Annotated in this window: 17 protein-coding genes; 6 read left to right on the top strand and 11 right to left on the bottom strand. The window is 37.5% G+C overall.

Annotated features, from left to right (window positions below; translation table 11 throughout):
• Nucleotides 1-17: 17 nt before the first annotated feature.
• The 7 genes from U0R11_RS00300 to U0R11_RS00270 all read right to left on the bottom strand — a co-directional run bounded on the left by U0R11_RS00300 (nucleotide 18) and on the right by U0R11_RS00270 (nucleotide 5,523).
• Nucleotides 18-383: a DUF1304 domain-containing protein gene (locus U0R11_RS00300; protein ID WP_406749271.1), complete on the bottom strand. Its 366-nt coding sequence runs from the start codon at nucleotides 381-383 to the stop codon at nucleotides 18-20.
• Nucleotides 384-388: 5 nt separating this feature from the next.
• On the bottom strand, nucleotides 389-1,786 hold the full coding sequence (locus tag U0R11_RS00295) for an aminopeptidase P family protein (protein WP_406749270.1): 1,398 nt from the start codon (nucleotides 1,784-1,786) through the stop codon (nucleotides 389-391).
• Between the two features lie 105 nt (nucleotides 1,787-1,891).
• Nucleotides 1,892-2,407, bottom strand: coding sequence for an acyl-CoA thioesterase (locus U0R11_RS00290; protein WP_406749269.1), 516 nt, complete (start codon nucleotides 2,405-2,407; stop codon nucleotides 1,892-1,894).
• Between the two features lie 64 nt (nucleotides 2,408-2,471).
• Nucleotides 2,472-3,443, bottom strand: coding sequence for a ketopantoate reductase family protein (locus tag U0R11_RS00285; protein ID WP_406749268.1), 972 nt, complete (start codon nucleotides 3,441-3,443; stop codon nucleotides 2,472-2,474).
• 6 nt (nucleotides 3,444-3,449) lie between these two features.
• A complete protein-coding gene (locus U0R11_RS00280) occupies nucleotides 3,450-4,562 on the bottom strand; it encodes a DinB family protein (protein ID WP_406749267.1) in 1,113 nt (370 codons plus the stop codon).
• Nucleotides 4,563-4,600: 38 nt separating this feature from the next.
• The gene (locus U0R11_RS00275; protein ID WP_406749266.1) at nucleotides 4,601-4,882 is read right to left on the bottom strand and encodes an antibiotic biosynthesis monooxygenase; all 282 of its coding nucleotides are present in this window, start codon (nucleotides 4,880-4,882) and stop codon (nucleotides 4,601-4,603) included.
• Nucleotides 4,883-4,932: 50 nt separating this feature from the next.
• Nucleotides 4,933-5,523, bottom strand: a complete 591-nt coding sequence (locus tag U0R11_RS00270; protein ID WP_406749265.1) for a TetR/AcrR family transcriptional regulator — start codon at nucleotides 5,521-5,523, stop codon at nucleotides 4,933-4,935.
• Nucleotides 5,524-5,779: 256 nt separating this feature from the next.
• Here U0R11_RS00270 and U0R11_RS00265 point away from each other — a divergent pair, with 256 nt between their 5' ends.
• The 3 genes from U0R11_RS00265 (at nucleotide 5,780) to U0R11_RS00255 (ending at nucleotide 11,852) form a co-directional block, all read left to right on the top strand.
• Entirely contained in the window at nucleotides 5,780-7,024 is a 1,245-nt protein-coding gene (locus U0R11_RS00265; RefSeq protein ID WP_406749264.1) for a serine hydrolase domain-containing protein, read from the top strand.
• Between the two features lie 94 nt (nucleotides 7,025-7,118).
• The gene (locus tag U0R11_RS00260; RefSeq protein ID WP_406749263.1) at nucleotides 7,119-8,390 is read left to right on the top strand and encodes a purple acid phosphatase family protein; all 1,272 of its coding nucleotides are present in this window, start codon (nucleotides 7,119-7,121) and stop codon (nucleotides 8,388-8,390) included.
• Between the two features lie 153 nt (nucleotides 8,391-8,543).
• Nucleotides 8,544-11,852 carry a glycosyl hydrolase gene (locus U0R11_RS00255; protein ID WP_406749262.1) on the top strand — a complete coding sequence of 1,103 codons (3,309 nt, stop codon included), beginning with the start codon at nucleotides 8,544-8,546 and terminating at the stop codon, nucleotides 11,850-11,852.
• A 58-nt stretch (nucleotides 11,853-11,910) separates the two neighbouring features.
• On the opposite strand, the gene U0R11_RS00250 is transcribed toward U0R11_RS00255, so the two are convergent.
• The 3 genes from U0R11_RS00250 to U0R11_RS00240 form a co-directional block, all read right to left on the bottom strand.
• On the bottom strand, nucleotides 11,911-12,987 hold the full coding sequence (locus U0R11_RS00250) for a GumC domain-containing protein (RefSeq protein WP_406749261.1): 1,077 nt from the start codon (nucleotides 12,985-12,987) through the stop codon (nucleotides 11,911-11,913).
• 5 nt (nucleotides 12,988-12,992) lie between these two features.
• Entirely contained in the window at nucleotides 12,993-15,461 is a 2,469-nt protein-coding gene (locus tag U0R11_RS00245; RefSeq protein WP_406749260.1) for an SLBB domain-containing protein, read from the bottom strand.
• A gap of 467 nt (nucleotides 15,462-15,928) precedes the next feature.
• Nucleotides 15,929-16,816 carry a DUF4382 domain-containing protein gene (locus U0R11_RS00240; RefSeq protein WP_406749259.1) on the bottom strand — a complete coding sequence of 296 codons (888 nt, stop codon included), beginning with the start codon at nucleotides 16,814-16,816 and terminating at the stop codon, nucleotides 15,929-15,931.
• 144 nt (nucleotides 16,817-16,960) lie between these two features.
• Here U0R11_RS00240 and U0R11_RS00235 point away from each other — a divergent pair, with 144 nt between their 5' ends.
• The 3 genes from U0R11_RS00235 (at nucleotide 16,961) to U0R11_RS00225 (ending at nucleotide 19,755) form a co-directional block, all read left to right on the top strand.
• Nucleotides 16,961-17,695 carry a sulfite exporter TauE/SafE family protein gene (locus U0R11_RS00235; RefSeq protein WP_406749258.1) on the top strand — a complete coding sequence of 245 codons (735 nt, stop codon included), beginning with the start codon at nucleotides 16,961-16,963 and terminating at the stop codon, nucleotides 17,693-17,695.
• A 139-nt stretch (nucleotides 17,696-17,834) separates the two neighbouring features.
• Nucleotides 17,835-18,410, top strand: a complete 576-nt coding sequence (nudK, locus tag U0R11_RS00230; RefSeq protein ID WP_406749257.1) for a GDP-mannose pyrophosphatase NudK — start codon at nucleotides 17,835-17,837, stop codon at nucleotides 18,408-18,410.
• A 169-nt stretch (nucleotides 18,411-18,579) separates the two neighbouring features.
• Nucleotides 18,580-19,755: a L,D-transpeptidase family protein gene (locus U0R11_RS00225; RefSeq protein WP_406749256.1), complete on the top strand. Its 1,176-nt coding sequence runs from the start codon at nucleotides 18,580-18,582 to the stop codon at nucleotides 19,753-19,755.
• Between the two features lie 131 nt (nucleotides 19,756-19,886).
• Here U0R11_RS00225 and U0R11_RS00220 read toward each other — a convergent pair whose 3' ends face one another.
• On the bottom strand, nucleotides 19,887-21,320 hold the full coding sequence (locus tag U0R11_RS00220) for a Gfo/Idh/MocA family oxidoreductase (RefSeq protein WP_406749255.1): 1,434 nt from the start codon (nucleotides 21,318-21,320) through the stop codon (nucleotides 19,887-19,889).
• Nucleotides 21,321-21,368 lie beyond the last annotated feature (48 nt).

The following is a 21,368-nucleotide window of genomic DNA, read 5'->3' as shown; positions in this document are numbered from 1 at the left end:
TACATGGTGTTTAATCTTTATAAAAAAAGATAAGCACAAATCAAGCTAATCAAGGCAGGTAAAGCCTGTTTGAAAAAGATTGCCCGACTATACATGGCGCCAAAAAGTCCAGCCACCGACACACAGCCAAGGAAAAACATCCCAATGTTTTTCGACCAAATAGGATCCGAGATACATAATGACCAAATTAATCCTGCCGCTAAAAAACCATTGTATAAACCTTGATTAGCCGCCAATCCCTTGGTAGGCTTAAACAATTCTGAGGCCAAAGCCCCTTTGAATGTTTTTTTGCCCAATGTTTCCCAAGCAAACATCTCTAAATACAAGATATACAGATGCTCTAAGGCCACGAGTCCAATGAATGCTTTGCTGACAATTTCCATTTTTTTTATTTAAATATGCTTTTTCCTTTGGTCAATTTTTCAATCTCGGCCACGGTTCTTGGGGAGCCCGCAGATAAGTTGATCGGTGTATCCTGAGTGACTAAAATATCATCTTCAATTCTTACCCCAATATCCCACCATTTTTTATCACAATTGCTTCCTGCTGGAATATAAATACCTGGTTCTACGGTTAATACCACGCCTGCTTCCAAGGTTCTTGGTCCCATATCATGCACATCCAAGCCCAAATGGTGGGAAGTACCATGAGGGAAATATTTTCTAGCCTCTTTTTCATTAGCAGCAATGCCCAGCTTGATTAATCCCGCATTTACTACAGCTCTTGAGGCGGCATCTACACCTGAAAAGGGCAAGCCAGCTTTGCAAGCAGCGATACCTGCATCTTGAGCCTGAAGTACAATTTCATAAATCTGTTTTTGTGCTTCACTGAATTTACCATTGGCAGGAACCGTTCTGGTGACATCGGCACTGTAACCATGGTACTCCGCCGCGCAATCACTCAGCAATAATTCACCTGCTTGAATTTCTTTTTGATTGGTAATATAATGTAAGACACAAGCATTACCCGCGGCACCGTTAATACTTGGATAACCCGTGTATTCAGATCCTTGGTTTTTGAAGTGGTATTCCATGATGGCCTGAGCCTGAAATTCTTTCATACCTGGTTTAATGGCTCGCATCACATCATTATGTCCTAAGGCACTGATTTCAGCTGCTTTTTTAATTAAGGCAATTTCCTCAGGAAGTTTGATTCCCCTCAATTTACTGAGGATTCCTAACGTGCTCCTTTGAGCAATAGGTTTATTATGAGCTATCACGAGGCTATCCAACAAGTTGGCCATCTTCGTTAAAGGCTCCTCTCTTCTTTCATATTTCCCAAAAATCCCTTCATCACGATAGAGCGAATAGACGGAATCAATTTGGGCAAAAGGAAGGGTAGAAGCATTCAGTTTATCATTTGTAAAGACATGGTCCATCTTACTTTTCTCCTTGTATCCATCTACTCCCAAAATCTTGCCTGTCCATAGCTCTTTTAATGGATCACGATTTTGGAGGAAAATAAATTCGGTTCCTGTTTTGCCTAAAAGCTTAACTGGGTTTTTGAATAGGAATAAAACAGCATTAGGCTCATCTAAACCCGTTAGATAATAGAAGTTTTTACTTTGGGCATATTGATAGGTAATATCATTATTGCGTACCCGAACTTGAGAAGCGAAAAAGACAGCCATTCCCTTTTCTGAAAGTTTTTCTTTTAATGCCGCTCTTCTGCTGGCATGGAACTCTGGACTCAAATAATCATTCGGATATAACTTGGGAGATTGTGCTAACATTAAGTAAGGACCCAATAGGGTAAATACCAAGAAAAAGAATAGGGAAGTCTTCATTTTTTGTTGATAAGATGTTATTCTAGAAATAAAAGTATCAAGTTTCTTCCAATTTTTTGTTGCCTAATTCAAAATATCCCAAATTCAATTTCAAGTGGGTTTAACTTAGTCGGGGAGTTCGTTAGGAAATGGGATTAATTTGGCTTTAAACGAACTGAGTAAGTGTTTAAGTCGTATAGGTAAATTCTCCTCGTGATTGATAGCTTCATTTTCAATGGATTTGGCCCAGTTCAAAAAGTCAGAGGGATGCTGACTTTTCTTACCCGTTTGTGTACTGATGGGGATCAATTTCGTACGCATAATGGCTTTTAAATGACTTTGACTTTCATTCATCATGATGGTTTCTAAAAATAAAAGCTCAGAATCTGCATAAAGCAGACTTGATTGAATGCAAACAACTTCATTGTAGAAAGCGGGTTTGATGTAGGCGATTTCATGTCCACTTACAACCCAACCTAGGCCCTTATTAAAGTAGGATGTCAAATCAACTTGGTAAAAGTCTCTTAAATGATCTTCTCGAGCATTCATGAAATAGTCGAGGTATCTCGAATTATTTAAGTGCCCTAATAAATCACAATCATTAAATCGAATAATATAGGTACTGCTAGGTGTCTTAGTCATGTCATTATTATTTTATTATTTGCCCTAATCATTTTCTTAGATTTTTATTCGTAAGAGTAAAAGTTTATAATGGGTCGATTTGGGCATTTATATGTGGGTATTTTAAGCATAATTCTATAAATGCCGTTTCATAATATGGGAGTTTCAGTGCATGTGTTGCAGCTTCTGTTAAAACATAAGAAATAAGTGAGTCAATTTCAGATAAGTTCCCTTTCGCCAAATCAAGTTGGAATGAAGACTTAACTGTTGGATTGAATTTTCTGAGTAGCTCAACATTGTTATTGATGGCATTTTCATCCAAAGGAATATGTTTTACTTGAGCTAACTGAATCAATTCTGATGTAAGTTGAATGAATCTTGTTACGTGTATTTCGTTTTCAAGTATTTGGGAGAATGTCAGCTGAGTTAATGCCGAAACAATAGCTATGGGAGATACAAACAGAAATTTTTTCCATAGAATTTCTTGAATATTTTGTGTGAATGTTGTGTCTATTCCAGCCTCTTGGAGCAATTTTTCAAAAGCTTCCCCTTGCTTACTTGCTAGATTATTCGTGCCAAAAAACAATTTGGTCGGTCCAGGTTTGTGTTCAATGATGCCAGCTTGTAGGATGTTGGAAGCTATGAAAATACAGCCTTCCAATAGGCTAATTCCTTTGGGCAATAAATCGGCTAAGCTTGCTTGACCATTAACCGTGTTTTGAGTGGTGATTATGACAGCATTCGGTTGTAAACACCTGGCATATTCTTTTAAAATCGAGGTGGTCGAATAGCTTTTGGTACAGATAATTAAGGCATCTATTTGACCAATGAGAACTGGATCATCAGAATTAACGCTTGGGACACAGTTATATGTTTGATCACCAGAATGCAGCGTAAGTCCTTGTTGGTCAATAGCCTTTTTGGTTTCTCCTCGTGAAATAAATAGGATTTCAACGTTTTCACTATTTTGATAATGGTAGGCTAATTTCCCTCCTATGTATCCACCTATACCACCAATTCCTGCTATGGCAATTCTTGTTTTTTGATTCGTATTCATGTGTTTTTATTGTGTCTTGTATAGTAATTGGCTTATAGTAGCTAAATGGTGGTCGTCGTGATCTGCCACAAATAATAAATGGTCTTGTAGGTTCATCGGTATTTTTAATCTAGGATGAAGAGCCGATAGTAACAGATTTTCAGATTGTAGTGTTTGTAGTATTTGTATTGTTTCCAGTCGACATTTCTTAAAAGAGTTTAGTAATTCCTGGATGGAAGTGGCATCGTGATTGGCTGTATGTGTTGGAGTATTGTCTAAATCAGTATAACGTAATTCGGTTTGGCCGCTCAATATATCCTCAATTCTTCCTTGCCACAGTGGTTCCAGGTCAATCAAGTGGCCAATGTTTTCTTTGATACTCCAAGAGCTATTTTCTGACCATGTAAGTGTTTTTTCAGACACTCCTGCAAGTTTATCCTCTAAGCGAATGGATGTTCCACTGAGTCGTTCAAGTATGGATGGGAAAATTTGCTGCGTATTTCCAAATTGAAAATGTCTCTCAAACCATTTTTCTTGTTGCATGTTTGTATTGGCAATTTGATATTTGCCTGTATTAAGCTGTTGGAGGTATTCTTCTGTAAAGTGAACTTGACTCTTTTCTAGTGCAAATTTTTGGGCGTTATACTGCCCAGAATTCCCCTTCGGAATGGATAAGGATTTCCATTGTTCATCACGAAGCATTTTACCTATGAAAACGATTTGACCTATATGGTAAGGATAATGGGCTAGTTGGCGATTAATCGCTTCTGTAACCGTATGACCTTGGTTTCGTATATATGCGATTTTTGATAAGTCATCATCCCTTAGTTTACTTAAGGTTGTCAATAGACAATTCCAACCTGCATTCCAGCTAGCCATGAGCTGTTTTTTATCCTGAATGGAAAGGTCGAATTCTTGATCCCTATTTCGTCCTTCCTTTTCTCCGTCTGAAATTAAGAAGTCGGTCCAGCGGGAAAGCATATTTCCACTCAGGTGTTGAATGATGATAGCGATGCTATTGCTTTCCGTGTTGTATTGCCAAAACAGATCAGGTTCATCGACTTGTTCTATGGTCTTTTCAGCGAGCATTTTGTAATATTCAAATTGCTTGATGACACTCGATAAATAGTTGGGGTCCATGTTCTTCTATAGTTAATGTGAGACAAAAGAAATGAGCATTAGAGAATGCCAGAATCTACTAGGTTGAGGTAATTGAACTCCGGAGTTTTAACACCAGCATCTAGTCGGATTTGCTTGACTTCTGGGGAGTTGAAAAATGACTTAGCCTTTTCTACATCATCCCAATGTGAAAAATGAACAACCTTGTTTGGCTCATGTTGGAATTGTAATACTTGAAACGATATTTCCCCAGCTGCTTTTCTTATGTCAGCGGCTTGGTCAAATTGCTTTTTCCATGATGTGTAATCGGCTACTTCATGGATTATAAGGACATAGTTCATAAGATTGTATTTTTTATACCATTCGGTATATTTTTAGGTAAATTTTTTGTTTATGCTTTTATGTTTCGGATCAATTTTTCTAGGAAGTCCATCGAATCATACAAAGCATTAAGGTTTCCAGTTACTTTAGTTTGCATAAAACTGCCTTGAATCAAAGAAGTAAGCACGGATATAAATTCTTGAACTTGAAGATCAGATTTGATTTCACCTTCTGATATTCCTTTGTTAATGAGGAATTCTAATGTTTTTCTCCAATAGGTAAAAGCAGCGGTGGCCTTGCTTCTCAAGGGAGGATGCGTGTCATCCGCTTCGGTTGAAGTATTCGTAATGGGACAGCCTGCAGCTAGGAAAGGTAATTTTAGAAAATTTCTATAGGTTTGAGGGTAAACTAATAATTTACCGATAATGGAAGTTTGAGTTTCCATTTGACTTTTTATGTAGAGATTAACCCGCATAAAATTGTAATCAAATGCGGCTAACGCTACTTCGTCTTTATTGTCAAAATTTCCATAAATACTCCCCTTCGTTAAACCCGTGGCAAAAGTTAAATCATTGATAGACGTACCAGCATATCCCTTTGTATTGAATATGGGGGCAGTTTTTTCAATGATAAATTGCTTTGTTCGTGCTGCTTTCGACATGCTTTGTTTGCTATGTGATGTAAATGTAATAAAATATACCAATTGGTATAAATATTATGTTGATTATTTTCGGAAAGCGTTCTATGAATTTTTTTCACTCTTTATGCGATCATAAAATTCAATATATATAGTTCTTTGGCTAGCGGGAGTGTTTTTCGTGAATAGGCTAGATTCATTTGCGATACATTGTGCATTATTTTTATCTATTTATTGCTTAGCTTCAAGTCTAAATTTCAAAAAAATCAATATTAGTGAAATGAGACTAAAACAATACCTGATATTCTTTGGACTTTGCTTCATATTCAGCACAACCATTTTCGCCCAATCATCCGAAAAAATAGTAGCTGGGCTTTCACTAGAGCGCTTGCAACGCTATCATGCATTTTTGCAAAAGGAAATTGATGAGCATCAGATACCTGGAGCAGTTAGTTTCATCATGAAAGAGGGTAAAGTGGTCGACCAAAGTGCGTTAGGATATAGCAATGCGGTGGACAAAGTGCCCATGAAGCAAGACGATCTTTTTTACATGCAATCCATGACCAAGCCTATTATAACAGTGGCTTTTATGATGTTGTATGAAGAAGGCCATTTCCTCTTGACTGACCCTGTTTCCAAATACATTCCTGAATTTAAAAACTTTCGTGTTGCCAAAGATGTGAATCAAGGTGCCAATGGAGAAACCGATAGTTTAAATAGCCAAATTACCATTGCCCAAATTCTAAGTCATACTTCTGGTATGACCCATGGATTAGCCACAACAGCATTGGATCGGGATTTTAGAATAAAATATTATGGAATGCCTTTTCCTAAAAACATACAAGAGTTGGTTCTCAAGGCTACCAAAATTCCTTTGGTAGGACAGCCCGGGAAACAGTGGAATTACAGTGCTAGCCCTGATGTTTTATCGGCCTTAATCGAAAAATTTTCTGGCATGAGTACAGCTGAATTTTTGCAAGAAAGATTGTTTAAGCCACTGGGAATGACTAATACCGGTTATAATTTAACAGAATTTCAGGCCACTCGAGTGGTTAAAGTACATCGTAATACTCCAGATGGTTCTTTGATTTTGACGACAAATCAACCTAAAACTTCGGGTAATGTCATCTGGTTTGGTACACATAGCCTATTTTCTACCGCCAAAGATTACATGGAGTTTTGCCAAATGTTATTAAATGATGGCAAATGGAAAGGGAAACAATACTTAAGTAGAAAGACATTGGAATTAATGATTTCTAACCATGTGGGGGAAATGTATGAAAAACGAATTCCCGATCGTAAAGGGGAAGGTTTTGGTTTGGGATTTGCAGTATTAGAAAGTGTTAGCGGAAGTCAGGTGTTAGGAGATAAAGGATTGTATTTTTGGTCAGGAGCCAATAATACGCACTTTTTTATCAACCCGAAAGAGAAGTTAATCGCCATTATGTTAACCCAAAAGGACCCACATACAATTTATTACCATACCAAAATGCGCCAATTGATCCATCAAGCTATTGTGGATTAATCAGTCTTTCTAAGTAATTTATTCCTGAGTTAATTAAAATTGAATCCATATGCCAATGCCTACAAGCTTTGGCATATTCATGTAAACCTATTCTATGAAACATATTATTATCCTATTGATGCTAGGAGGTATTCCTGCATGGGCTCAACACGCAAAAATCATCCGTGGACCTTATTTACAAAACTTCACTAGCACCTCAGGTGTCATTCGTTGGAGGACGGATTTACCTACCGAGAGTCGGGTATATTATGGTAAAGAATTACCCAGAAATGCCAAATCAGTTCAAGATGCCCGTTTGACGACGGAACATGAGGTGAAAATCTCCGGATTACAACCCAATCAGACCTATTTTTATGCCATTGCCAAACTAGAAAAAGTTTCCAATCAGTTTGTTAAGACTTTACCTAAACAAGGAAGTCAGCAGGCTATTCGGATATGGGCCTTAGGGGATTTTGGTACGGGTTCTAAAAACCAGATATTGGTTCGAGATGCAGTCAAAGATTTTGTCAAAGAGAAGCCCATCGATGCTTGGATTTGGTTAGGAGACAATGCCTATGGAAGTGGAAAAGATGTGGAGTATCAAAAAAACGTATTTGAAATATATCAAGAGGATTTCTTTCCGAATACCAAATTATGGCCTAATCCAGGCAATCATGATTATAAGGATAATCCTGATTCCAAGAAATTGGCATATTATCAAAACTTTACCATGCCGATGAATGGAGAGGCAGGAGGCATAAAATCGGGTACCGAAGCCTATTATTCTTTCAACATAGGAAATGTACATTTCGTATCGGTTAATTCGGAAGAAACTTCAGAAGACGGAACTAGCATTGTGGATAGTACGGGTCAACAAGCTCAATGGCTAAAACGTGATTTGGTAGCTAATAAATTACCCTGGACCATCGTCTATTTTCATGAACCTCCTTATTCTAAAGGATCACACAATACAGATACGGATGAGGAAATGACGAAGGTACGTCAACAAATAGTACCTATCTTGGAGCGGTATCGGGTGGATTTAGTATTGGCAGGACATAGTCATTCTTATGAAAGAACAGTACCAATTCGGGGGCATTTGGGGCAGAATGAGAGCTTTAATCCTAATAAGCATGTGTTTGCTAAGGAAATAAAACCTAATCATTACGTAGTTGACAAATCCTCAGCCCAAGGCACAATATATATCGTGGCTGGTTCAGGTGGACAATTGGGGAAAAGTCAACCCAGTTTTCCATTGAAATCTTCAGCTTTTTCTACCGTAGCCCTGGGAGGATCACTCATCTTGGACATCCTAGGTAAAAAATTAGTAGGACAGTGGTTAGGATCTGATGGAAAAGTGCATGATGCATTTAGTATTCAAAAGTAAATCGAACTCTTTTTTTTAAAAATAAGGAGTATTTTTTCTTCAGGAATATCTAATGAATGCCAATTGATTGATTTAGTGGGTTTGCCCTAGGATGGACAATGATAGTTAGCTCAAATACCTTTGGTATTTTGCCACTACAAAACTGAATTATTCATGGTTAAGCGTAGCTATTTAGTAGCCCTAATAAGTCCATTTATCGTAAGCTTTGGTGTGCAAGCTCAGGATGCATTAAAAGCTGAATTTAAAACTCCTCCGAATGCTGCTAAACCAAGGGTATGGTGGCATTGGATGAACGGGAATATTACCAAGGAAGGAATTCAGAAGGATTTGGAGTGGATGGAAAAGACGGGGATAGGTGGTTTTCAGAATTTTGATGCCAGTTTAATGACTCCAGTGGTGGTGAAAGACAAGCTAGGCTTTATGAATCCTGGCTGGAAAGAGGCCTTTAGGTTTACTGCAGATTTAGCCCAAAAAAAGAACTTAGAAATGGCCATTGCAGGCTCTCCAGGTTGGAGTGTAACCGGAGGCCCTTGGGTAAAACCCTCCGATGCCATGAAAAAATACGTGTGGTCAGAGACACGTATTAGTGGAGGCAAAGTGTTTACAGGAAAAATTCCTGCACCATCATCTGTAACAGGTCCCATGCAAAATACCCCTGTGGAGGCAGGGGGATTTGGTGGTCCAGCTCCTGGTCCAGCGCCAGTGACGCCTGAATTTTACCAAGATTTTGCCCTAATAGCCTATCCTTTATCCCAACTTGATAAAACTTTGGCGAGCATGAATCCTAAGTTGACCAGCAGTGGAGGTACATTTACTTTAGCTCAATTGACAGATGGTGATTTGCATAATTTTGGCATGTTACCCCCTAAAAATGTGGGCGAAGAAACATGGATTCAATACGAGTTTACAGAAGCCCAAGAAATTGCCGCTGTGACCATTGCGAATGAAGGGTATGGCGAATTAGCGGTATTTAGAGGAGGACCAGAAAATCGCTTCCTTCAATACAGTTTGGATGGAATTACTTTTAAGCAAATCATAGCTATACCGGGCACTATTACTGCTCAAACCACCTTGTCATTTAGTCCTGTCAAGGCAAAATATGTTCGCTTAGTGTATAAAATATTGCCTCCAGCCCCTAACATGATGGCGATGTTTGGAGGCAGTCAAGACAATAGTCCTAAGGGAACCCAAGTTTCGGAATTTGTCGTTCATACAAGTCCTAAAGTGCATTTATTTGAAGGCAAAGCAGGTTTTCAGCCTTGGGTAGAGACGCCTGGTATTTCAACTTATAATCCTGCTGGACCTCATACGAATCAAGTGGTGGATTTAACGGGTCAAATGAAAGCAGACGGTTCCATCTCTTGGAATGCCCCTGCGGGAGAATGGGTCATTTATCGATTTGGATATTCTTTGACTGGTAAAAAGAATCACCCAGCCTCACCAGAAGCTACAGGTTTGGAAGTGGATAAGATAGACAGAGAAGCAGTAAGCCGATATTTGAATAATTACTTAGACCAATACAAAGATGCTACGGGTGCTGATCTGATAGGAAAGCAGGGCTTGACGCACATGGTATTGGATAGTTATGAAGCGGGTCACATGACTTGGACTCCCGCCATGTTTGAGGTATTCAAAACTAAGCGTGGCTATGATATGAAAACATGGTTACCCGTATTAGTAGGTCAGATTGTCCAAGATCTCAAATCCAGTGAGAAGTTTCTTTGGGATTTTAGAAAGACCATAGGAGAGATGATTGTCGAAAATCATTACGAATTAATCGGAGAGATTTTGGCAGAGAGAGGAATGAAACGTTATACAGAATCACATGAAACAGGTCGTATCTTTTTAGCCGACGGTATGGATGTGAAAAAGAAAGCGGATATTCCCATGTCGGCCATGTGGCAGCCTGGAGCATTGGTACCCGGTGCTGATGAAGAAATTAGAAGTAGAGCCGATATTCGTGAGTCAGCCTCAGTAGCCCATATGTATGGTCAGAATATCGTAGCGGGTGAATCAATGACCACCGTAGGAAATCCATTTAAACCACATCCGGGCACTTTAAAGAGAACAGCAGATGTAGAAATGGCATCAGGCTTGAATCGATTTGTGATTCATACATCGGTGCATCAACCTATGGATAATTTATTTCCGGGTTTCACTTTAGGGCCATTTGGACAATGGTTTACTCGCCAGGAGACTTGGGCAGATCAGGCTCGTGTTTGGGGAGATTATTTGGGTAGGAGTTCATATATGTTGCAACAAGGTAAGTTTGTTGCTGATATCCTGTATTACTATGGGGAAAATACCAACATCACTTCCAATTTTACCCAATCATTACCCAAAATACCAGTGGGTTATGAGTATGATTTTGTGAATGCTACTGCTTTGAAAAATGTCATTACAGCAAAAAACAAAAAATTGACGAATCCCAATGGCGGTCAATATTCAGTGTTGGTCTTAGATCCTACGGCCAAACAAATGACCTTGTCGGTGTTGAATAGGATACTACAATTAGCGAATGATGGAGTAGCTGTGGCAGGACAAGCTCCAGAATATACGCCAAGCTTAGTCGACCATGAGCAAGAGTTTGCTAGTCAATTGGCTCAATTGAAAAAAATACCAAATGTACACTTTGGGAAGAATTTGAAAGAGGTTTTGGCACAGGTAAAGGTGTCAGAAGATGTTCAGATTTCGAATCAAAAAGCAGAGATTTTGTATGTTCACCGTGCTTTGGCCGATAAGCAAATTTACTGGTTGAATAGTCGTTCCAATGAATCAAATTCTGCGCAAGTGTCCTTCCGTGTTAGCGGAAAAGTACCTTCTATATGGAATCCAGAGACGGGAGAAGTTGCTAAAGTGGGTTATGAAATGAAAGGAGGAAGAACAATGTTGAACCTAGATTTTAGTCCTTGGGATGCGTATTTTGTGGTTTTTGAAGGCAAGGCTACGGCATTAAAGGCGTCTTACGCTAAACCACAAGTAGTGAAAACACAAGTGATCGATGGACCTTGGAAAGTTCAATTCCAAAAAGACAGAAGTGCTCCATCGGAGATTACCATGAATACCTTGATGTCATTGAATCAGCATGAAAATGAAGGAGTTAAATATTTCTCTGGTGCGGCTACCTATAGCAACAAGTATGAATTATTGAGTATTGCTCGTGGAGAAAGTATTAAGCTGGATTTAGGGGATGTAAAAAACTTAGCGGAGGTATTTGTGAACGGAATCAAGGTGGCGACACTATGGAAAAAACCATTTGTGGTAGATATTACTTCTCCATTAAAAATGGGTAAAAATACGATTGAAATTAAAGTAATTAATTCTTGGGTAAACCGCTTGGTGGGTGATGCTCAGCCAGGAGCGAAGAAGATTACATTTACTTCTTTTCCTTTGATTCGTCCCAATAGTCAAACTGAGGAATCAGGTTTGCTGGGGCCAGTGAAGGTTTCGACTTACAAATAAAATGATAAATGGTTGCTTAAAAATCCCCGGTATTTCCGGGGATTTTTTTTTGTATCAACTATTTTAATTGATCCTTCATTTTTTGAAAATACTTTTTTGCTAAAAAGAAGAGGATACTTAAACATCCAAATAAAATAGAACCACCTAGGGCAGACTCCCTTTTTGATTTTTTAGTAATTTCTAGAGGTAATATTGGTTTATCTATGACTTGGATGAGAGGTGTTTCTTTTCGTAGCATCAATTTCCCCATTTCTAAATTTGTAAGCACTTGGGTTAACATTACCGTAGTAGTTTGTACATCGATTTGTTTCTTGGCTCCTGTCGTTTTTCTGACATTTAATGCAGGATTTAGGTTATAAACATTGTCGACGGCTACGGCAACACCTGTAATAGCTGAATTTAATTCCATTCGAAGTGAATCTGCTTGATGTTGCAGAATATTGACGTTTATTCTAGATTTTTTACTTTTAGTTTCTCCATAAAAATCAGAGGTTTCTTGAATTAAATGCTCACAAAATAATTTGGAAAAAAGTTCATCGATAGAGTTTACTTCAATCTTTAAAATGGATATTTTAGCATCTGGTTGGAGTACGATTAAATGATCATTAATGATGTTTTTGTATAAAATAGCAATGGTTGAATCCTCTGTTCTACTGAAGTTTTTTAATTGATAAAAGGTTGTTTTATTCGGATAATCTTCCGCATATATTTGGTATATCTTAATATAGTAATCAGCTAAAGTAGTCTCTTTAGAATTTATTGTGATAGGTTTTAATAATGTTTTACGAACCATCAGCTGGCTTTTCATTATTTCTAAAAGGTTTTGACCAGAAAATAAATTACCTCCTGCATCTCCACCAAGGTTTAGGCCTATTTGACTTGCTATTCCACTAACTCCAGCCCCAGGGCCTTTATCCTCTTCTAATGCAAAGGTCAATACCGCTTTATAAGTAGGTTTCTCATTCATGGCAAAGTATAGACCAGCACCAAAGCCGATAGCGGAAGCCAATGCGATGAAAATCCACTTATTTTTTAGAAAATGGTATAAATTGATGCCAATTTGGATAATATCCATGATAGAAATATTACCCTCTTCTTCTACGGCTTGAATGTTTGATTCAGAATTAGTCGACATTTTTATTATTTACTAAGTAAAGAAATGGTGAGTAGTGTAGTGCCAATTTGGGCAATCATTCCCGTATATTGTAAAATAGTTACTAATACATTGGCCTTAGGCTGAGTTAGTACTGGTACAACCACTTGACAACCAGGTTCTATCACTGGATTAAATCGGAAGAACCCAAAGCGTTTAATTTGTTTTGAACGGCCATTAGCATAAATGACATAGGCTTTACCTCGTATCGATTTATCGGTTACCCCACCGGCAGATGATATACATTTTTTGATATTAAGGCCATTTTCAAATGGGATAATAGTTTCTTGAAAAACGGCCCCTGAAATCCTAACTTGATTATTTATTTTGGGGACAACCAATTCATCTCCATCTTTTAAAATAACATCAAATGTGCTACCAGGTTTCATGAGTATTTTATCTAGTTCTAGGGCTAGATAATTTATTTTCTTGGTAGTATTTATTTGAGCATAACCATCCAGTGATTTAATCGATCCTTCAAATTTTATTTTCTCTAGTGAGTCTAAATAAGCCGAATTGTTATCAGAATCAAAATAATTTTTTTTGTTTTCATGTCGGATTAAATATGCCCCTTTCAAAAAAGCGCTTGGTAGAACTCCTCCAGATCGTTGAATTAAATCGCTGATCCTTTCTGTTTTGGACGCTAATGAATACGTACCCGTAAAACGAATTTGTCCAGTCAATTTGATTTGTTCAACATCATTGAAATTTTGATTTTTAGTAATAGAAATAAAATCAAAGGGTTCTAATTGAAAATTTTCAAAACCCTCCACTACGTTTAAATTAGCATCAATTTCTGAATTTAGAATTTGAGTTTTTGATTCAAGAGATTTGTCTGTTAAGGGCCCCCCTTTGTTTAGCGACCGAGCAATTTCAATTTTACTATTAGCTTTATAGGTAGTTCCTCCAGCTAATCGAATTAAATCTTTTATCGTTATTCCCTCGTAATACATAAAGCTACCTGGTTTATGTACTTCACCTTGAACAGAAACTTTTAATTTATCTTTTAAATCAAAAATGGATGTTACATGAATGGAATCTTCTCTTTGTAATAAAATATTTTCTTTTTGATCGTCTTCCAAAACTTTCTTTAAATTGATGTTGATGATTTCTTTCGTTAGGTCTGCTTTATTTCGGAATAAATGAGCGCCATATAAATATGCATCTTCTTTTAACCCGCCAGATTTTTCAATCAAAGTTTTAATACGCAATCCTTCTTTTAATTCATAACTATCTGGGCGGAAAACAGCACCTCCAATTTTAATTCTATTTTTGAAACGATTTAATATTTTAGAGATGATAAAAGTACTTCCACCCTCTGGATGAAACGATGAATATTCGTTTTTAATTAAATCCTGGATAAGGAATTCTTCATCATTTTTTTTTATGACTTGTACACTAGCTTGATAAGCAAAATCATCAAATCCACCAGAATAATTTAATAGATCATTGAAAGTTTCCTGAGCTTTAATTTCAAAAATCCCTGGTCTTTTAACAAAACCTTTAATTTCAATTCGATCCTTAAAAGGCGGAATACGTATGACATCATTCTCCTTTAATCCAACATTGTCAGATTGATCTCCATTGATTAAAAAATGGTATAAATCAATGGTTCGTAATAGTTTATTATTTCTAATTAATTCGATATTTCGATAAGTGCCAATTCTAGATGGTCCCCCAGCAATATTTAATGCATTGAATACCGTTGTTAAAGAACTGACATTAAAGGTTCCTGAATTATTTGCACCTATAATGGTGATGTGAATGGTTCTAATGTTGGAAAGTGTAACCGATAATTTTGATTCGTTTGTTTTTAATGATTTATAAATATTCTTTTCCATTTGCTGCTTAATTTTACTTTGCGCAGCTTCCATGGTTAATCCACTAATTTTTACTAATCCTATGTTAGGAATAGTAATGTTGCCTTCTTTAGTTACACGTTGTTCTGTCGAAAATTCTTGAATGCCATACAACATTATTTTAAGTACATCATTGGGGCCAATTTCATAATTGTAAGGAGAGGCTAAGCTAGAATTAGCCATGAAATTAGACTTCTGCAAGAATAATTCAGAACCGAATATTAATGGATCAATTTCAGTATTATTTTTGGCACTTGGAGCTTCTATTTTTGCCGAATTTTCAATTAGTTTTTCGTTTGAATTTTGTTGGTTGTTATTTTTTTGACCTTCAATTCTTTGACGAATCAAATCGAATTCCTCGCTGGGTAAGCCTCTTTCCAGAGCAGAGTTTTTAAGATCTTCCAAGCCCATGTTTGAACTTTCTACTTGCGATTTTATTTTTTGAATTTCTGCGTCAGAAATTTGACTTGCTTTTATGGCACTTAAATTCTTTTGTGACAAGGTATTTAAATCTTGACCTGAAACAGGCAAAAATGAAAGAAAAAAGAGCAAGAAACAAGCACTAAGTATTTTGGAACTAAATGAATTTGATTTCATTTTGATGATTTAAATATTTAAAAGAAATTTTTAGGATGTTATAATTTAGAAGAATCTCCCACGTACACGGGTATACATGTCAGACGATTAAGGTGGTTTTTAGGTTAATGCGACTTTGTTTGTATTACAATCAAAATTTTGGATATTTTTAATGAAATCAAGGCTATGTTTTATAGTTGATTTGAATAAATAGCTACTAATATCAATGGAATTAACAGTTGATATTAGTTTATTCTTACATCCAATTTTCAAAAATAAAACGGTGGAACAGGTTATTACAATCAAAGATAAAAAAATGGATGGTTAAAAGGAAATTAAGGTTACAAATGATTAGGCGTTAAATACCCGCCAACTGTTTCTTAAGAAAAATATTGATATGGAGGGAAATATAAAATTCATTGACCTTTCTTTTAAAAAAAAATCGGAGTCCACTATATGTAGACCCCGATAATAATTTAGGGATTGAATTACAATGCTATATTCAAAGAAGTTGTTTTCTGACTTTGAACCACGATGGCACTAATTTGTTTTTCTACGGTTACTAAACCGTTCGCGTTTTCAGATACAACGATTAGATCATAGCTCCCTGCAGCTAAAAAGGCCAAGGTATAGGCGCCTGTCGAACTTATTTTGGTACTTGAGATAGCATTAGCAAATCGTACATTTTCACCACTTGGTTCAGCGCTCTCACTGTTGGTGTATTTATCCTTTTCATACGTATAAACCACGTATTTTTTATCCGTTGCCAAATTACTCACTAATCCTGTGATTGTTCCAGATTGATTATTGACTGCAATTTTGATGGTAGGATTTAGAATATAAGTGCTTCCAGATCCTGTTACAACTATGGATTTTCTCAAGTCGAAGTCGGCCGTAACTTCCACAACTCCATTGATAGGAACCGAAAAGTTTCCATTCGCTTTATAACCCGATGATGCACCGCTGGGTACAAATAAGGGCATTTTTTCACCAGTGGTGAGCTCTACATAGCAACCTGGATTGCTGGGATTATTTGTTCCTTTGGTTGGTGCATCTAATCTGAAGCGTAATCCAGTATAGTTTCCAGATTTTAAGGTATAGTTACCTAGTAGAGATGTTTTTCCGTTTTGTAAATCTAGAATATTCACAACTTGGGGGCTGGTAAAATCCGTGGCTGTTTCCCACGATCCACCACTATTTTGGTATTCTAATCCCGTGAATGTAACATAAACGGCTTTGACATTGGCAGCGTCAATCGGGGCATCCGTAACGCTAAGGGCAAGCTTTCCTGTGCCATTCGTGAGATCATCCGATTTGCAGGAAACAAACAAGGCAGAAATGATTAAAAGTGCTGAGAGTTGATTAGAGAGTTTCATTATTTTATCTGGTTTTAAAATTTCAATATTAACGCAATATTAGTTGTTAAATTTCATTAAAAAATGCTAAATTGTTTCAAATAAGGCCTTTTTGAAGCCACATTTGGGCCTTTTGTCACCCTAATTGTTTTAGTCAAAGTCATGATGAGTTCACTAGTCGTTTTACTACTATTTTTAGCAATAATCGCATTTCTTTATTCATCTGTCGGACATGGAGGGGCAAGTGGATATTTGGCTGTTATGGCTATTATGGGGGTAGCCCCAGCCATCATGAAGCCTTCTGCTTTGGTGATGAACTTAGCCGTGTCGCTGTTTTCATTTATTGGATTTTATCGAGCAGGACATTTCAAGTTTAACTTATTTTGGCCTTTTGCATTAGCCTCTGTGCCTTTGGCCTATTTGGGAGGTACCATGACGCTGACAGATTCACTGTATAAGAAAATTTTGGCATTATGTATTCTGATTTCTATTTTCCGATTAATCTTTCAATTTCGCAACGAAAAGGAAGAAATTAAGCCGATTTCCATTTCGGCTGGACTTGTTTCTGGAGGGGCTATTGGTTTGCTTTCGGGTATGATTGGAATCGGTGGAGGGATTGTCTTAAGTCCATTGATGCTTTTGATGCGATGGGCCACCTTAAAGCAAACGGCAGCAGTTTCTGCCTTGTTTATATTTGTCAATTCCTTATCAGGTTTATATGGCCAAATTCAAAAGGGAGGTATTCAAGTGACTGAAAATTTTCAATGGGCCGTAGCGGCAACCATTTTGGGAGGACTCCTAGGTTCATATTATGGGAGTCAGAAATTCAATGTCCCCACACTGCGCTATCTCTTAGCTCTCGGTCTTGTTATCGCAAGTGCTAAATTAATATTTACGTAGTTTTGACCAATGATTGTCAAAATTAAATACCACCTGATTCCTTTATCTGGATCTTTCCATTTATCATATTTCGACAATTCTAGATTGATTTCTCCCGTGAAACAACTTATTTCGTTCTTTCAATGCAAGCATATACACTATGGCTCAAATAAAAATCACCCAAAGCGAAGTTCTGTCAGACAATTGGTACGTTTTGAGAAAAATTACTTACGAGTATACTCAGTCAGATGGCCATGTACAAACACATCAAAGGGAAGCTTATGATCGGGGGAATGGGGCAACTATTTTATTGTACAATAAGGAAGCAGGAACCGTTATTTTAACTAGGCAATTTCGTTTACCTACTTATGTCAATGGAAACCCAGATGGCATGATGATTGAAGCCTGCGCAGGTTTACTGGATCAAGACAATCCCGAAGATTGTATTCGTCGTGAAACGGAGGAGGAAACGGGTTATAAGATTACGGAGATACAAAAAGTTTTTGAAGCCTATATGTCGCCAGGCTCTGTCACAGAGATTTTATATTTCTTTATTGCGGCTTATGCTAAATCCATGAAAGTGAGTGATGGGGGAGGAGTGGAACATGAGCAAGAAAATATCGAAGTGTTGGAAATCCCTATCCATCAAGCTTTGCAAATGATTCAGTCTGGAGAGATTAAAGATGCCAAAACCATCATGCTTTTGCAGTACATCAAGCTTCAAGGAATTTTGTAATTTGGAAAATGCCCAATAGAAAACGCAACCTTCAACATCGCCATGTTATTTATTCCTCCCAGAGAAATGGTATATTGGGAGGCTTAACAAGGAGCTGGTGCCTCAGAGCTGTTGCTTTTATATGGTGAATTATCGCATTTTTTTATGTTTTATTGGTGTGTGTGTGTTGATGAGCCTAGGACTGAAGGCTCAATCTGAATACCCATGGTTAAGTAGACCTCATGCCATCAAAAGTTTGGATAGCCTCTTGCATCAAGCACCTAGTGTCGCGCTTAAAACGGAATTCTATTCTCACGGTTTTTTAGATTCGCTGCTACAATCACCAGCAAAATCTTGGTTAGGTACAGATTCCTTGGTGCTAGAAACAAAAATTCAATATCTAGCACAGTCCTTTTTTGAGGATCTGAGTTTTGGAAATCCTAGGCCTGTCTTTAAATTTCGAGGTTATGTATTTGAATTAAGAAGAAATGAAGTCAGTCAGTGTCTGGATTCTTATTTGAAAAAACAATCAATTGCAAAATTAGTTAATTATCTAAATGAATCATCTTTTGAGGTAAAGACCTTGCTAAAATTACTTCAATCAAGTCAGGATAGTTTGCTTCATAATCCATCTAAAATTGCTCAATTGACATTATCGACCAATCATTATCGATGGTTACATCACATTCGGAAAAATCTACAGGTGACCGTGGTCAATATTCCTGCCGCCCAGTTGAAAGTGTATCAAGGGAATCAAGTTGCCATGAAAATGAAAGTGGTTTTGGGTAGACCTGCTCGGCCTACTCGGGTATTAACAGCCCAAATCAAAAACGTGATTATCAACCCGAATTGGTATGTTCCTCGAAGTATCGCTACAGAGGAATTATTGCCTGAGATACAAAAGAACATCCGCTATTTTTATGCCAGTCATTTGGAGTTATTGGATAGAAACAATCAGGTCGTAGATGTGAAAACGGTTCATTGGAAAGTCTTAAGTAAGAATTATTTTCCGTATACATTTAGACAGAAGACGGGTGTTTGGAATACTTTAGGGATTTTGAAAATTCCTTTTGTTAACCCCTACCGATTGTACTTGCATGATACTTCAGAGAAGAAGCTATTTGCTTCTAGCAAGCGATTTTACAGCCATGGATGCATCCGTTTAGAAGATCCGATTCGATATGCGAAAATGCTTTTGGGGCCTAATTCCCGCGCCATGGATACCTTGAAAATCGAAGGGCCTTATTATAATGTTCCTTCCAAATGGATTAAAGTCAATAAAACCGCTCCATTGATTATATGGTATAATCTGATTGATTTTGATGAGAAAGGAGAGGTGGTTTATTTGGAAAACATATATAAATAAGGGGTGAGAATGTAGAATGAAGAATGTAGAATTTTTTATCGTACCATCTCGAAATTGTGTAAGTAGAAAATAGTGTTGGTTTTGGCCTTCATAATTCTACATTCATAATTCTACATTCTTCATTTAGGATATTAAACCTTATAATACTGCTCCCAACCTTTTCTTGGTGCGGCGCCTTTTAGTAAGGAATTAGCCAATGCATTGTTGGTAATCTGTTTGCTTTTTGGATCAAAAATCAATTTGGTATTTAATTTCTGTGCCATACAGCCCAAAGAGAAAACTTGACTTAATGGGCCAGCAATGGCAAATGGAGATCGAGTTTCCTCTTGTCCCATACAGGCTTTCAAGAAATTGGCATAATGGTTGGAAGGACTTTTAGGTACTTCAGGTAATTTAGAGGCCATGTCCTTGGCTTGCTCTGGAGGGATAATGGATAAAGTACTTCCATGTGATCCTCCTTTGAAAGTTAAGTCTTTGGAATAAATAATTTTCCCAGGGTTCAGTTTAGCAGGTTGTATCTTTCCGTTACTAGCTGCTGGGATATTTGGATCTAATTCGGTCACTCCATATCCCTGAGGTACTGGAGGAATATTATTGACACCATCATACCAAGTAATATCTACCGGTGGCATGTTGCCCCTTTCAGGAAATTTAAATAAAATCGTTGAGGATTGCGGATAGAAATATGGATTATGTCCATCTGCTCGCAACATATTGATTTCTGTTGGCAGGCCCAAGTCTAAGAATTGGTGTGCCGTATCTATGATATGAGCTCCCCAATCCCCTAAAGCGCCTAATCCATAATCAAACCAGCAACGCCATTGACCATTGATAAAATCCTTATTATAATCGTGAGCTTGGGTTACGCCCATCCATATATCCCAATCTAAGGTGCTCGGTATGGCTTCTGCTGGAGGGAAACTCTTGATTTGAGTATTCCAACCATGCCAACGGCGGGCAGAGTTCATATGAGCAGTAATGGCAGTTACATCCTTGATGATACCTGCATCTTTGTATGCTTTAAATTGAAAATAATTGGCTTCTGAGTGGCCTTGGTTTCCCATTTGGGTCACCAATTTGGAATGCTTCTTGGCTGCCTTCATCATCAACTCAATCTCGTTGAAAGTTCTGGCCATCGGCTTCTCCACATACACGTGTTTCCCTAATCCTAAGGCCATCATAGTAATAGCAAAATGGGCATGATCTGGTACTCCAATAGCTACCGCATCAATTTGATTCCCCATTTTGTCGAACATCGTACGGAAGTCCTGAAATCTAGGTACATCTGGGAATTTTTTAAGGACTTCCAAGGTTTGTGGAGCGCCCATATCCACATCGCAAAATGCGACAAAATTAGCTAAGCCCGTTTTATGAAATGACATGACATCAGAACCTCCTTGGTTTCCTATTCCGATACAAGCTAAATTGACTTTATCTCCCGCTTTTTTGGTAGGGTTAAATGAAGAATGCTTTTCTGAATTGGTCCAAATATAAGGGAATGCAGAGGCTGCGGCTATTAATCCTGAATTTTTCAGGAAGGTTCTACGGTCTTGATTTGCTTTCATAATGGCTTAGTTTATTCAAATATATCATTTATTGTACAATACCCATGC

The organism is Aquirufa salirivi (assembly GCF_045310485.1).
Taxonomy (GTDB): domain Bacteria; phylum Bacteroidota; class Bacteroidia; order Cytophagales; family Spirosomataceae; genus Aquirufa; species Aquirufa salirivi.
The sequence above is the reverse complement of the archived record's forward strand: the minus strand, read 5'-3'. Positions and strand labels throughout refer to the sequence as shown.